The 13,943-nt window shown below is 71.6% G+C and carries 12 protein-coding genes; 9 read left to right on the top strand and 3 right to left on the bottom strand.

Annotated elements, in window-relative coordinates:
- Positions 1 to 57 precede the first annotated feature (57 nt).
- The 6 genes from ACE3QP_RS13520 to ACE3QP_RS13495 all read left to right on the top strand — a co-directional run bounded on the left by ACE3QP_RS13520 (position 58) and on the right by ACE3QP_RS13495 (position 8,290).
- Entirely contained in the window at positions 58 to 1,683 is a 1,626-nt protein-coding gene (locus tag ACE3QP_RS13520; RefSeq protein ID WP_374436833.1) for a hypothetical protein, read from the top strand.
- Positions 1,684 to 1,803: 120 nt separating this feature from the next.
- Entirely contained in the window at positions 1,804 to 2,760 is a 957-nt protein-coding gene (locus ACE3QP_RS13515; protein ID WP_374436831.1) for a lytic transglycosylase domain-containing protein, read from the top strand.
- A gap of 5 nt (positions 2,761 to 2,765) precedes the next feature.
- Positions 2,766 to 4,598 (top strand): GGDEF domain-containing protein, encoded by a 1,833-nt coding sequence (locus ACE3QP_RS13510; RefSeq protein WP_374436829.1) that lies wholly within the window; start codon positions 2,766 to 2,768, stop codon positions 4,596 to 4,598.
- A 41-nt stretch (positions 4,599 to 4,639) separates the two neighbouring features.
- Entirely contained in the window at positions 4,640 to 5,479 is an 840-nt protein-coding gene (locus ACE3QP_RS13505; protein ID WP_374436828.1) for a TRAP transporter TatT component family protein, read from the top strand.
- A gap of 10 nt (positions 5,480 to 5,489) precedes the next feature.
- On the top strand, positions 5,490 to 6,488 hold the full coding sequence (gene dctP / locus ACE3QP_RS13500; protein WP_374436826.1) for a TRAP transporter substrate-binding protein DctP: 999 nt from the start codon (positions 5,490 to 5,492) through the stop codon (positions 6,486 to 6,488).
- A complete protein-coding gene (locus tag ACE3QP_RS13495) occupies positions 6,488 to 8,290 on the top strand; it encodes a TRAP transporter large permease subunit (RefSeq protein ID WP_374436824.1) in 1,803 nt (600 codons plus the stop codon). Before dctP ends, ACE3QP_RS13495 begins: the two co-directional genes overlap by 1 nt.
- 54 nt (positions 8,291 to 8,344) lie before the next feature.
- Here ACE3QP_RS13495 and ACE3QP_RS13490 read toward each other — a convergent pair whose 3' ends face one another.
- Together ACE3QP_RS13490 and ACE3QP_RS13485 are read right to left on the bottom strand one after the other, a co-directional pair.
- Complete coding sequence (locus ACE3QP_RS13490) at positions 8,345 to 9,475, bottom strand: GGDEF domain-containing protein (RefSeq protein ID WP_374436822.1); 1,131 nt, start codon at positions 9,473 to 9,475, stop codon at positions 8,345 to 8,347.
- 86 nt (positions 9,476 to 9,561) lie between these two features.
- A complete protein-coding gene (locus ACE3QP_RS13485) occupies positions 9,562 to 10,302 on the bottom strand; it encodes a substrate-binding periplasmic protein (RefSeq protein ID WP_374436820.1) in 741 nt (246 codons plus the stop codon).
- Between the two features lie 172 nt (positions 10,303 to 10,474).
- On the opposite strand from ACE3QP_RS13485, the gene ACE3QP_RS13480 reads away from it, so the two are divergent.
- The 3 genes from ACE3QP_RS13480 to ACE3QP_RS13470 are packed head-to-tail and all read left to right on the top strand — an operon-like array spanning position 10,475 to position 13,126.
- Positions 10,475 to 11,302 carry an intradiol ring-cleavage dioxygenase gene (locus ACE3QP_RS13480; protein ID WP_374436818.1) on the top strand — a complete coding sequence of 276 codons (828 nt, stop codon included), beginning with the start codon at positions 10,475 to 10,477 and terminating at the stop codon, positions 11,300 to 11,302.
- A 10-nt stretch (positions 11,303 to 11,312) separates the two neighbouring features.
- Positions 11,313 to 12,026, top strand: a complete 714-nt coding sequence (locus tag ACE3QP_RS13475; protein ID WP_374436816.1) for a response regulator — start codon at positions 11,313 to 11,315, stop codon at positions 12,024 to 12,026.
- Entirely contained in the window at positions 12,011 to 13,126 is a 1,116-nt protein-coding gene (locus ACE3QP_RS13470; protein ID WP_374436814.1) for an ATP-binding protein, read from the top strand. The genes ACE3QP_RS13475 and ACE3QP_RS13470 overlap by 16 nt, the downstream gene beginning before the upstream one ends.
- Here ACE3QP_RS13470 and ACE3QP_RS13465 read toward each other — a convergent pair.
- Positions 13,110 to 13,910 carry a substrate-binding periplasmic protein gene (locus ACE3QP_RS13465; protein ID WP_374436812.1) on the bottom strand — a complete coding sequence of 267 codons (801 nt, stop codon included), beginning with the start codon at positions 13,908 to 13,910 and terminating at the stop codon, positions 13,110 to 13,112. The two genes, ACE3QP_RS13470 and ACE3QP_RS13465, sit on opposite strands and share 17 nt — an antisense overlap.
- Positions 13,911 to 13,943: the final 33 nt, after the last annotated feature.

Raw genomic sequence — 13,943 nt, 5'->3', positions numbered from 1 at the left:
CGCAAGGGCGGGTTTGCGCGCTGCCTGTGGCGGCGCCGCCTCGGCAGCATCGGGGGCATGTCCACGCCGCCCGTCCAGGTCGAAACCCTGCACCAGACCTTGCTGTGGCCGCTGCGCCTGCTGCGCAGTGGCGCGGCGGCGCGTTCGCGTCGGCCCTGGGAGTGGCTGCAGGCGCAGACCGATTCCCCTTGGCGCGAGCTGCAGGACGAATACACCGGCGAGCCCGACAAGTTCCACGAGCGCCACTACCAGGAGTTCCTGACCTTTCTGCCCTATGTGCAGCGGGTGCTGTTCGGCGAGGGCCGCTCGCCCCAGCAGGCCGACGATTGCCTGGGCGAATCCGGCATGAAGACCTTCCGCCGGTACGACGTGGCGGCCTTCGAGGTGGTGACGCAACCGGGCCGCGCCCCGCTGCGCCTGCAGGTCGTGCACATCGACCTGATCTTTTTCTACGACATCGATGCCGTGCTGCTGAATGTGGAGCTGCGCGGCGAGCAGCTGCCGCTGCCCGAGGCGCAGGAGCTGCTGTACCGCCTGGGCCGCGCCTACCCGGCCGGCTGGGACGAACGCGGCCTGCCCCTGCACTGCCTGGCCGAGAGCCGCTTCCTGGATGCCGAGGGCCGCGTGCTGGCTGAATCGGACACGCGCGAGCGCGAGCCCTTCATTGCGCATGTGCAGCAACGCCGCGCGCCGCGTATTGCGCGCCATTGGGCCTGGCTGCTGGAACCCCTGGTGCCCGACCACGGCGAGAAGAGCGGCCCGCTGCGCTACCGCCAGGTGGAGTACTACCGCATGCCGGTGATGGCCTATCTGGCGCTGGACGACCCGCAGCGCCTGAGCCGTGCCGACTTCGTACGCCTGGGGCTGGTGTGCGGCGCCGGTGATGGCCAGCTGCCCTACGGCGAGCAGCACCTGGCCGAGTTCGAGGCGCGCCATTGCTGGGATCGCTTCTGGTGCAGCCAGGGCGCCGCGCCCTACACCCGCTACCTGAGCTGCGGCCATGCGCTGGTCGTGCTGGGCAGCGCGCGCGCCAGCTTCTTCACGCACCGTGAGCGCGGCGTGCTGGCGCAGTTCCGCCACCAGCACTTCATGCTCTTCCTGCTCGTGCACTTCCAGAAGGCCGCGCTGCTGATGTTCTCGGACCGCCTGGTGGATGCGCTGCGCCGGCTCAACATCGGCGACGTCGAGAACGTGCGCATCTTCAAGCGCGAGATCCGCGCCTGCTTCGAGGGCTTTCTGCGCTTCACGCACCGCTACTGGTTTCTGGACGTGAGCGAGCAGGTGCAGGCGCGTGCGCTGCACCGCCTGCTGCTGCAGCACCTGGAGGTGCAGCCGCTGTACGCCGAGGTCAAGCAGCGCATCGAGGACATGGCGCAGTACCTGGAAACCGACAACGTGCGCCGCCAGGCCAACACCGTGGTGCGGCTCACGGTCGTCACCATCTTCGGCCTGGTGGGCACCATCACCACCGGCTTCCTGGGCATGAACCTGCTGGCCGAGGCCGACTCGCCGCTGTGGCAGCGCCTGGCCGTGTTCGGGCTCACGCTCGGCGCCACGCTCTGGCTGACGGCCTACACCATCGTCAAGAGCAAGCGCCTGTCGGACTTTCTCGACGCGCTCTCGGACGAGCGCCTGCCGCTGCGCGCCAAGCTGGGCAGCCTGCTGGCGGTGTGGCGGGAGTGATCGGGCATGGATTGCGCGCAAGCCTGCCTGCCCCGTGACGGATTCACGGCGCCCGGGTGGGCGGCTCGCCCACTCGCGGGGGGCAGGGCCCTGGGGCCGATTTCTACACTCGCCGGCATCGTGAAACGTCTCGTCACATCGTTGCTGACGCTGCTCGCCTCGGGCGGGTTGCTGGCCGCCACCACCGCCATTCCCAGCCTCAGCCTGGACCAGCCGCCGCGCCCGGCCACCCCGCCGGCCGAGGCCGGTCCGGTGGTGCCCGCCCAGGTGGAGCGCTGGCGCCAGGAGGCCGAGGCCCTGGAGCATGGCGACAGCGGCCTGCGCGACCCGGTGCGCGCCGCCCAGCTCTACTGCCGCGCCGCCCGCCATGGTGATGCCCTGGCCCAGTACAACCTGGCCTGGATGCTGACCAATGGCCGCGGCATCGAGCGCGACGACGCCCAGGCCGCCCACCTCTTTGCCGCCGCCGCCGAACAGGGCCTGGAGCAGGCGCAGAACATGGCCAAGACCCTGGGCACGCCGCTGGGCGAGCCCCCGGCCTGCCTGCGCGCGCCGCCGCCCGAGCTGCCCGCCCCGCCGCAGGCCAAGGCGGCCCAGCCGGCACGTGCCGTGCCCTTGCCTATTCCGCCCAATGCGCCCGAGCCCATCGTGCGCTTCGTCAAGCTGGTGGCGCCCGATTACCAGCTCGCCCCCGAGCTGGTGCTGGCGGTGATGGCCACCGAAAGCAACTTCAACCCCCTGGCCGAATCGCCCAAAAACGCCCAGGGTCTGATGCAGCTGATTCCCGACACCGCCACGCGCTTCAAGGTCAAGAACCTGCGCGACCCGGCGCAGAACATCCATGGCGGCATGGCCTATCTGCGCTGGCTGATGGCCTACTTCCAGGGCGATGTGCAGCTGGTGCTGGCGGCCTACAACGCGGGTGAGCGCGCCGTGGAGCGCTACCGCGGCGTACCGCCCTATGCCGAGACGCAGAGCTATGTGCGGCGCATCCTGGCGCGCCTGAACTGGACGCTGCGCCTGCCCTACGACGCCAAGATCACCGCTCCCTCCGCCATGCTGGCGCGCGGGAGCTGAGCGGCTTGCCCGAAGCCCCCGTCGCCGCGGGCGAAGGTCTGGCCCGGCGCAGCCTGCTGCCGCTGGGCCTGCGCCTGGCCGCCCTGCTGCTGCTGATGCTGCTGGCCGCCGGCGCCCTGCTGCGCAGCAGCCTGCGCCAGGAGCAGGGCGAGGCGCTGCAGGCCCTGGTGCGCGAGCGCGCCGCCAGTGCCAGCAGCCAGTTCCTGGTGCTCGACCACGCCCAGCAGGCGCTGCGCTCCGAGTACCTGCGGCGCTGGTCGCCCGCCGCCGAGCCCGATCTGTACGCCCGCCAGACCCTGGCCATCGACCTCGTGCGCCGCTTCGGCCCGGCCTGGCCGGTGCAGGCCACGCTCTACCTGTTTGGCCCCGAGGACTACCGCGTCGGCGATCTGCCCGGACGACCGATTCCGCGTGCGCCCGAGCTGCCGGGTGAGGGCTGGTCCGCGCCCTTTCTGGACCCGCTGACCGGTGGCTGGCTGCTCACGCGCACCACGCCGATCGAATCCGAAGGCCGCCTGCTGGCCCGCTTGGGCAGCGATCTGCGCCTGGCGCCGCTGCTCGCCCCCCTGCAGGCCGAGCTGCGCCCCGGTGCCACGCTGGCCCTGTACGGCCCGGACGGCACGCCGCTGCTGGGCGCTGCCGCCCGCCCCGGCCTGGCCGGGCTGCTGGCCACGGCCTCGCGCGGGGGCACCCACCAACTGCTCGTGCAGGGCGACGACACCCTGGCCGGCCAGCGCCTGGCCGCCGTCCGCATCGAAGGGCCGGGCTGGTGGCTCGTCAGCCTGGAGCCCGAGCCGGCGCTGCCTGCGCCGCTGCGCCAGCTGCTGGCCGTGTTGCTGCCCCTGGCCCTGCTGGCCCTGGGCCTGGAGCTGTGGATGCTGCACCGCCTGCTGCAAGGCCAGGTGCTGCAGCCCCTGCAGCAGCTGCTGCGCGCCAGCCAGGCCCTGGCCAGCCGCGAGAGAAGCGAACTCACTGCCCTGGCCGAAGGCGAACCCGCGCTGCCCGAGGGCCGGCGCGACGAGCTCGGCCAGCTGGCTCGCAGCCTGCGCCGCGCCGCCCAGCGCCAGCACGACGAGCGTCTGGACCTGGAGCAGCGCTTGGCCGAGCGCAATGAGACCCTGGGCGACGCACAGACCGAGCTGCGCAGCACCCGCACCCAGCTGGAAGACCTGCAAAAGGCCCTGCAGATCCAGCACCACGCGGTGGTGGACGCCTACGCCGAGCTGGAGCGCCTGAGCGAGACCGACAAGCTCACCGGCCTGAGCAACCGCCGCTCGCTCGAAGAGCGCCTGAACCGCATGGTCAAGGCCTGGGGCGAGCGCCGCGGCCACCCGCCGCGCCATGCCTTCGTGCGCCTGGCCATCGACGATTTCGAAGCCCTCAACCAGCGCTACGGCCAGCATGTGGGCAGCCTGGTGCTGGGCGCCGTGGCCACGCGCCTGACGCTGGCCCAGCGCGAGGGCGACTGCTTGGCGCGCTGGGGTGACGATGACTTTGCCGTGCTGATCCCGGCCGAGGAAGCGCAGGCCGCCCAGGCCTGCGCGCATCGCCTGCGGGCGGCGATGGCCAATCACCCCGTGGCGCTGCCCTGGGGCGAGGTGCTGCAGATCGGCGTCTCGGTTGGCTTCGCCTGCTGGCCGCTGGACCCGCAGCGCCCACAGCCCTGGGCGCTCTCGCTGCGCATGGCCGACGTGGCGCTGGCGCTGGCCCGCGAGGAGTCGCGCGAGCACTGCCTGGGCCTGCTGCTGCCCGCCGGCCTGGAGCCGCCGCCCGAGGACGTGGACCGCGCCGGCGTCGAAGACCTGCTGCGCCAGGGGCGGCTGCAGCTGTTGCGCTGAAGGATCACACGCTGCTGCAGCGGGCTGGCACAGTGGGCCCCATGCGTGCACTGCTAGCCCTCGCCTTGTCGGCCCTCCTGGCCGGCTGTTCTACTCAGGCCCTGCTGGCCGATGCCCTGGCCGCCCAGGGTCAGGACGAGGAGCAAGACCTCCAGCTCGCGCGCGAGGCCAGCGCCTTCTACCTGAAGCTGAGCGAATCGGTGCTGCGTGAGCAGCCCGGCCACAGCGCATTGGCCGGTGCCGTGGCCGGTGGCTTCACGCAATACGCCTACGCCTTCGTGGCCTTCGAGGCCGAGCGCCTGGAGAGCCAGAACCTCAAGGCCGCGCTGGCCCAGCGCCAGCGCGCTGAAGCCCTTTATGCGCGCGCCCAGGCCCATGCGCTGCGTGCGCTCGAGGCCCGGCAGTCTGGCTTCGCCCAAGCTCTGGCCACGGGCGTGCCGACCCTGCAGGCCGATCAGCTGGGCCTGGCGTACTGGGGCGCAGCGGCCTGGGCGGCGCGCATCAGCCTGGCCAAGGACAGGCCCGAGATCGTGGCCGACCTGCCCCTGGCCCTGCACCTGGCCCAGGCCGCCTGGCAGCGCGACCCCAGCTGGGGCGCGGGCGACCTGGCCAGCCTGATGGGCACGCTGGAGGCCGCGCGCCCGGGCGGCAGCGCGGCTCAGGCGGCGCAGTACTTCGAGCGTGCGCGGCAGCTTGCCGGCGGCCGTAAGGCCGGCGTCTTCGTGGCCCAGGCCGAGGCCCTGGCCACGCAGGACCGCGACGCCTTTGAATCCCTGCTGCGCCAGGCCCTGGCCGTGGCCGCGCAGCACCCCAACCTGGCCAATGCCGTGATGCGCGAGCGCGCGCAGTGGCTGTTGGACACGCTCGACGAGCGCTTCTGAAAGGACCGCCATGCTGAACCGACGCCTTGCCACCCTGGGCCTTGCAGGCCTGGCTCTGCCCGCCGCCGCCCAGGTGGTGCAGCTACGCATCGGCACCGTGGTGCCCAAGGGCAGCGTGCACCACCAGAGCCTGCTGGAACTGGTGGAGGGCTGGCGCGCCGCGCAGGGTGCGGGCGCCAAGGCCGTGGTCTTCACCGACGGCAGCCAGGGCGGCGAGCATGAGCTGCTGCGCCGCCTGCGCGTGGGTCAGCTGCAGGGGGCGATGCTCTCGGCGGCGGGCTTGCGCGAGATCGACCCCGGCGTGGCCGCGCTGCAGACCCTGCCCCTGCTGTTCCGCAGCTGGGAGGAGCTGGACCATGTGCGCGAGAAGCTGCGCCCGCAGCTGGAAAAGCGCCTGGCCGACAAGGGCTTCATCGTCATCAGCTGGGGCGATGCCGGCTGGGTGCGCTTCTTTTCCAAGAACCCGGCGGCGCGGCCCGACGACTTCAAGCAGCAGAAGTTCTTCAGCTGGGGCGCCGAGCCCGAGCAGCAGGCCATCATGAAGAGCCTGGGCTACACGCCGGTGCCGCTGGAGGCCAACGACGTGCTGCCGGCCATCCAGACCGGGATGATCCAGGTCGTGCCCACCACGCCCTACTTCGCGCTGGCCACGCAGATCTACAGCAGCGCCCCGCACATGCTGGATCTGAACTGGGCCCCCGTGGTGGGCGCGGTGGTGGTGACGCAGAAGGCCTGGGAGTCCATGAACCCGGCCGCGCAGGCGGCGCTGAAGACGGGCGGCGAGAAGGCCGGCCTGGCCACGCGCGCGCAGGCCCGCAAGGAAGTGGATGAGGCCGTGGCGGCGATGGTCAAGCGCGGCCTGAAGGTGACGAAGCCCACGCCGGAGCAGATGAAGGAATGGAACGAGCTGGCCGAGCGCCTGTACCCGCGCATCCGCGGCCAGATGGTGCCGGCCGAAACCTTTGACGAGGTGATGGCGCAGCTCAAGGCCTTCCGCGGCGCGCGCTGATGGCCCCGGCTGACCGCCGCCTGCCCGGCTTTCTGAGCGAGATCGAAGCCTGGATCTCGGCCGCCGCCCTGGCGCTGATGGTGGCCGTGCCGCTGGCCGAGATGGCGATGCGGCCCTTCCACGGCCCTGGCATCGACAACGCGGCCCTGCTGGTGCAACACCTCGGCCTGGTGCTGGCGATGTTCGGCGCCGTGGCGGCCGAGCGCCACGGCCACCTGGCCACGCTGGGCAGCGACTTCGGCTCCAACTTCGCCGGCCCGAAGCTGCTGCAGGCCATCACGCGTGGGGGCGCGGCGCTGATCTGCGGCCAGCTGGCCTATGCGGCGGCGCGCTTCGTGGCCAGCGAGATGGAAGCGCCCAGCGTGCTGGCCTACGGCCTGCCGATCTGGGTGGTTCAGGCCAGCATGCCGCTCGGCTTTGCGCTGCTGGGCATCAAGCTCGGTTCGCGCTGCAGCACGCGGCTGGGCCTGCGCGAGCTCGCGGCCATCGGCCTGCCGCTCTTGGGCGCAGGCCTGAGCTGGGCCTTCGACGGCCGTGCCCTGCCGCTCTTTCCGGGCGTGCTCGGGTTGATCGTGCTGCTGCTGCTGGGCACGCCGATCTTTGCCGTGCTGGGCGCGCTGGCGCTGGCGCTGTTCTGGACCGATGGACTGCCGCTGGCCTCGGTGCCCATCTCGCACTACCAGATCACCGTCAACCCCTCGCTGCCGGCGCTGCCCCTGTTCACGCTGGCCGGCCTGCTGCTGGCGCGCACCGGTGCGGCCGGGCGGCTGGGGCAGGTGTGCCTGGCCCTCTTTGGCAGCGGGCCGCGCGGCGCGGTGCTGGCCGCGGCGGTGCTGTGCTCGGTGTTCACCGCCTTCACCGGGGGCAGCGGCGTCACCATCCTGGCGCTGGGCGGGCTGCTGCTGCCGCTGCTGCGCCAGAGCGGCTACGAGGAGCAGCGCGGCATCGGCCTCGTCACCAGCGCCAGCGCGCTGGGCGTGCTGCTGGCGCCCTCGGTGCCGATGATCCTGGTGGCCATCCTCGTCAAGGTGCCGATCCAGCAGATGTTTCTGGCCGGCCTGCTGCCCGCGCTGGTGATGGTGGCCAGCCTGCTGCTGTTCGGCGGCTATCTGCGCGGCACCGCCGGCGGTGGTGGCACGCGCCCGCCCGTGGGCGCGGCACTCTGGGCGGCCAAGTGGGAACTGGCCGCGCCGGCGGTGGCCGTGGGCTCGATGCTCAGTGGCCTGGCCACGCCCACTGAGGCGGCGGCCCTCACCGCGGCCTACGCAATGGCCACCACGGCCTTTGCGCACCGCGAGCTCGGCTTCACCAAGCTCGGCCGCGCGCTGATGGACTGCGCGCAGATCATCGGCGGCGTGATGCTGATCCTGGGCATGGCGCTGGCGCTGACGAACTACCTCATCGACGCCGGCATCCCCGACCGCGCGGTGGAGTGGGTGCCCGGCGTCATCCCGAACCGCTGGCTGTTTCTGCTCGCGCTGAGCGCCTTCCTGTGGCTGGCCGCGGCGCTGATGGAGATCTACGCCGCCATCGTGGTGCTGGTGCCGCTGCTGCTACCGCTGGCGCGGCATTACGGGCTGGAGCCCCTGCACTTCGGCATCCTGTTCCTGGCCGCCATGGAGCTGGGCTTTTTGTGCCCGCCCGCCGGCATGAACATCTATTTCGCCTCGGCCATGTTCAACAAGCCGCTGGCCCAGGTGGCCAAGGCGGTGGCGCCGGCCATGGGGGCGATCTTCCTGGGCACGCTGATGGTGGCCTTGGTGCCGGGGCTTTCGACCTGGCTGCCGGGGTTGCTGGTCTAGGGCCTGTTCAGACTACGGGAAGCCAGCGCCTGGTTGCCCGCGTGTGAACAGGCCCTAAGAGGCCGCGCGCGGCCGGCGGCGCCGCCGGCCGTCGTCCATCGCCAGATTGGCGCGCCGGCAGGCTTCGGCCAGGTCCTGCCGCACCGGGGCGTGGCCGATTGAGAGCGTGGGGGGCGATTCGCGGCCGGCGCCGAGCAGGGCCAGGCTCTGGTGCACGTCCACCTGCAGGCGCTCGCAGCAGGCCTGCACCTCCGATTCCAGCACGGCCTGCGGCAGCGCCACCAGGAAGCCGCCGCCGCTTTGCCGACCCAGCAGGGCGTGCGGCGGCATCAGCTCGCGCAGGCGGTTGACGAGCAGCATCAGCGCCTCTTCGTCAGGGGTCTCGCCGGTGTCGGTTTCCAGGTCCATCAGCACCACGCGGCCGGGCCCGTGGGTCTGCAGCCAAGTGGGCCAGGCGGTGTTGAAGCCCTTGCGGTTGAAGGCGCCGGTCAGCGGGTCGTGCGAGGCCAGGCGCTGCAGTTCCAGCACCATGCGGCCGTTCAGCATCAGCGCCATGCCGGTGAGGGTGCAGAGCAGGGCGGCAAAGCCGGCCAGCAGCAGCCAGCCGTTGAGCGGGTCGTGAAAAGCCAGCTCGCCGCTGACCGCGCCGTCGCGCAGCAGCACCAGGGCGCGTGTGGCGGCAATGCTGGCCAGCGCCGCCAACCCGCCCACGGTGAAGGCCGGGCCCAGCGGCGGCAGGCCGGTGATGGGATGGCGCAGCAGGATCCACACGCCGGTCAGACTCCAGCCCACCACCAGCAGGCTGAAGCCGAGCACGCGCGGCGAGACGTCGCTGCGCGACTCCGGGTAGAACTGGATCAGCAGGGCCATGGCCACCATGCTGAGCGCCAGCGGCAGCCAGGGCGCGCTGCGGCCCACAAAGCGGGCAATGCCGGCCACCAACAGGCCGAAGATGAGCACCGTGTTGGCGCCGCGCAGGGTGACGAGCACGCTGTCGTCCACGCGCTGAGCCAGGGCCACCATCATGAAGCTGAGGGTGGTGGCCAGTGCAGCGCCGGCGAACAGCAACGCGCCACGCGCCTCGACCCAGGGGTTGCGGATCGAGGCCATGACGAGGCCAATGAACAGGCTGGAGAGCCCGCAGGCCAAGGCCAGCGAATGGGGCTCCGGAGCGGCGAGATGCATGGGGGCGCACTCTAAGTCGCAGCCAGCGTCGGTACGGGTTTGTCCGGCCCCTCAGTCCGGGGTGAGGCGATCCGGCCTTTTCACGCTCAGCGTTCCAGCAGGCGGTTCTGCCAGGCGGGGTCGCGCGCCAGCAGCAGCACGGCCTCGCTGATGGGCTTGAGCAGGTGCGCCTTGTCCTGCGGGATGAGGATGTGGCGTTCGTACTCGTCATGCGGCTGCGCGGCCACGTGGAACTTGCCGCGCAGGCCGGGTCGCAGGGCCAATAGCGCGTAGAGGGTGCGGCGGGTGATGATGGTGGCGTCCGCGCGGCCGAGCGAAAGCATCATCAGCGCGGTTTCCTCGCTCTCGCTGTCCTCGCGGTGGATGCGGCCTTCGCGCACCAACTCGTCCACGCCGAAGTAGTAGTAGCCGCGCGGCAGGGCCATGCGCACCCCCACCAGGGATTCAGGCCCGCTGTAGCTGACCGGCTTGTCGTGCCGCGAGACCACCACGTCGGCATCGCGCATCAGCGGCGGCGACCAGAGGTAGCGCGTGCGCTCCTTGTCCTTGAACCAGCTCGGGTTCACGCCGACGACCAGGCCATTCAGGCGCCCCGCCACCAGCTCGCCCTCCAGCCGGCGGCGCGGCAGGTACTGGGTGCGAAAGCGCAGACCCGGAATGCGCAGGGTCAGCAACTCGGCCAGATCGAAGTACAGGCCCTCCTGATGCCCCAGATGGTGCATGTAGGGCACCTTGAGGTGGTAGGCGTACAGCGTCACTTCCTCTGAGGCCTGCGCCAGCAGGGGCAGGGCCATGGTGCTCAGGAACAGTCGGCGCGGGCAGGGCATGACGTTCTCCAGGGCGACCGGCTCACTGTAGGGCGCGGTGCTGGGGCCGGCAAGGCGGGCGTGGATGGAAGGCGCTCAGGCACCCAGATGTCAGCCCGGACACAAAGCGGCGATACGCCCGACAAACGCCGGCGCTGCAATGAATGCCAACCCCCCCCAACGGAGCCCCACCATGCAGACGCCCCATCTCCACGAACACCTGCTGCAGCTGCAGCGCCAGATCCTGCGCCGCCGCCAGCTGCTGGCCTGGATGGGCGGCGCCGCGCTGCTGCCGGCCTGCGGCGGCGGGGGCACCGGGACCACTTCGTCCACCACCACCCCGACCCCGCCCAGCACCCCGGGCACCGGCAGCTGCAGCCTGGTCCCCGAGGAAACTGCCGGCCCCTACCCGGGCGATGGCTCGAACAGCTCCGGCGGCCAGATCGCCAACGCGCTGGCGCTGGCCGGCATCGTGCGCCGCGACATGCGCAGCTCCATCGCCGGCGCCAGCGGGGTGGCGGCCGGCCTGCCCCTCACGGTGAACCTGCAGTTGGTGAATGTGAACGGCAGCTGTGCCAGCCTGGCCGATTACGCCATCTACCTCTGGCATTGCGACCGCGAGGGCCGCTACTCGATGTACAGCGCCGGCGTCACCGCCGAGAACTACCTGCGCGCCGTGCAAGCCAGCGGCAGCGACGGCAGGCTCAGCTTCCAGACCATCTTCCCCGGCTGCTACGACGGCCGCATGCCGCACATGCACTTCGAGGTCTTCCGCAGCACCAGCCAGGCCAGCCAGTTCAGCAACAAGATCCGCACCTCGCAACTCGCCTTCCCGACCGACATCTGCCAGGCCGTCTACAACGGTGTGGCCGGCTACGAGACCAGCCGCACCAACTTCGCCCGCATCAGCTTCGCCAGCGACAACGTCTTCAGCGATGGCGTGAGCCTGCAGCTGGCCACGCTCAGCGGCGATCTGACGAACGGCTACACCGCGACACTCACGGTCGGTGTGAACGCTTGAAGGGGATGGCATGGCCGAGCCGCTGCCCTGCCTGGTCGTCGATGACGATGCCGAGATCCGGCTCGGTCTGCAGGACTATCTGGGCCGGTTCGGCTTCGCGGTGGACTGCGCCGCCGACGGCGCGCAGATGCGCCGGATGGTGCTGGCCCAGCGCTACGACATCCTGGTGCTGGACCTGATGCTGCCCGACGAGGACGGCCTGAGCCTGTGCCGCTGGGCGCGCCAGCGTGGCCTGCCGGTGCTGATGCTCACCGCCATCGGCGACCCCGCCAGCCGCGTGCTCGGCCTGGAATCTGGCGCCGACGACTACCTGCCCAAGCCCTTCGAGCCGCGCGAGCTGGTGGCGCGCCTGCGCGCCGTGCTGCGCCGCCCGGCCCTGGGCGCGGCACCGGCCGCCAACGGCCTGGCCTTCGCCGGCTGGCGCTTCGACCGCGAGCGCCATGTGCTGATCGACCCGCAGGGCCTGGTGCTGGCGCTCTCCAGCGCCGAGTACCGGCTGCTGGCCGCCTTCCTGGCCCAGCCGCGCCGTGTGCTCAGCCGCGAGCAGCTGATCCAGCACACCCGCGCGGCCGGCGTCGAGGTCAATGACCGCAGCATTGACTTGGCCGTCTCGCGCCTGCGCGCCAAGCTGGGCGACGACGCCCGCGCCGCCCAGCTGCTGCGCACCGTGCGCGGCGAGGGCTACAGCTTCGAGGTCGAGGTGCAGCCATGCGTGATCGACTGAAAGGCCTGCTCACGGACACCCTGGCCGCCCGTCTGCTGTGGCTGATGTGGATCGCCCTGGTGGCCAGCCATCTGCTCGCCTTCGGATTCTTCCTGCTGACCCATGAACCGCCGTCCGGCGGCCCCCATCCGCCACCGCTCCGCGAGCACGCGCAGGGCGTGCCACCCCTGCCCACCTTCCCCTCGCTGCCGCCCACGCCGGGTCTGACGGGAGGCCCCCAGCTCAGCACCCAGGCCCTGGTGCTGGACTACGCCATCCGCCTGCTCGTCATCGCCCTGGCCGCCTGGGCCGGTGCGCGCTGGCTGACGCGGCCGCTGCGTCGCCTGGTACAGGCCAGCGCCGGCCTGGCCGAGGCGCTGCGCCGCGGCCGCCACCCCGAACGCCTGGACGAGCACGACGGCACCCGCGAGGTGCGTGCGCTGGCGCAGGAGTTCAACCGCATGAGCGCGCAGCTGCAGCGCCAATACGAGGCACGCGCGCTGATGGTGGCCGCCATCAGCCACGACCTGCGCACCCCCCTGACCCGCCTGCGCATGCGCCTGGAAACCATCGAGGACAGCGCCTTGCTGCGCGAGCGCGCGGTGGCCGATCTGCGCGAGATGAACGCCCTGATCGACTCCGTGCTGCAGGTCTTCCGCCCCCAGCAGGGCGAGGGCGAGCCGCTGCAGCGCCTGGAGCTGGGCGCCCTGCTGCAGGCCCTGGCCGACGACCGCGCCGAGCAGGGCGAGGCCGTGCGCTTTGCCGGCGGCCAGGCCACCGTGGCGGCGCGCCCGCTGGCGCTGCGCCGCGTGCTGGACAACCTGGTGGGCAACGCCCTGCGCTACGGCCAGCAGGCCGAGCTGAGCCTGGCACCGCAGTCCGACGGCAGCTGCCTGCTGCACATTGATGACCACGGCCCCGGCATCCCGCCCGGGCTGCTGGAGGCGGTGTTTGAGCCCTTTGTGCGGGTGGAGGGCTCGCGCCAGCGCAGCACCGGCGGCACCGGCCTGGGCCTGCACATCGCGCGCAGCCTGTGCGAGGGCATGGCCGTGAGCCTGAGCCTGCACAACCGCCCCGAGGGCGGCCTGCGCGCCACGCTGTGCTTCAGCGCGCCGACCTGAACAGGCGTCGCACTTCTTCGGCGCTCAGGTACTTGCGGTAGATCGCCTCCACCGCGCCGTCCTGCACCATCTGGCGCAAGGCGGTCTCCAGGCGCCGGCGGTCGGCCTCGGGCACGCTCTGGCGCTGGATGTACAGGCCCACGGCCTCCGGCCGCGATTCGGCCAGCATGACCACCCGCACCTGCGGCGGCAGCAGGCCATCGTGCCGCTGCTTGGCGTGGATGGCCGAAGGGAAGAAGGCTGCCTGGAAGCGGCCTGCCTTCATGCGCTCGGCCAGGTTCTCGTAGTCGCTCGCCATCTCCACTCGGCCCAGCTCGCTCAATCGTGCGATGCCCGGCGCCAGCCGCGGCCCCAGGGCCACGCCGCGCACCAGCCCCACGGTGACGGATTCAGCCGCCAGCAGCTTGGCCATGCTGTCGATGCCCTTGGGGGCTTCGGCCCTCAGCAGCAGGTCGTGCGCCGTGGCCGCATACGGCACATAGTGGCCAGCGGCCTCGCGCTCGGCGCTGGCCACCGAGGCCGGCATCAGGTCCAGCTGGCCGCTCATGAACTCCAGCTGCACGCGCGCGCGCGGCCGGAACTGCAGGCTCAGCGTGCAGCCGCTGCGCGCCTCCAGCTCGCGCATCAGGTCCGGCACCATGCCGCGCAATTGGCCCTTCTCTTCGAAGACCGACCAGCCCAGGGCCGAGACACCGACCTTGAGCGGGCGGCTGCACTGCGCCCACGCGGGTGGGCCCAGGCAAAGGGCCAGCAGCCAGAGCAGCGTGGAGCCGCAGCGCTTCATTCCTTTCCCTTTCGGTCGTCCCGATGGCCGGGC

The organism is Inhella sp., from assembly GCF_041912635.1.
Lineage (GTDB): Bacteria > Pseudomonadota > Gammaproteobacteria > Burkholderiales > Burkholderiaceae_C > Inhella.
This window is presented reverse-complemented; position numbering and strand designations above follow the sequence as displayed.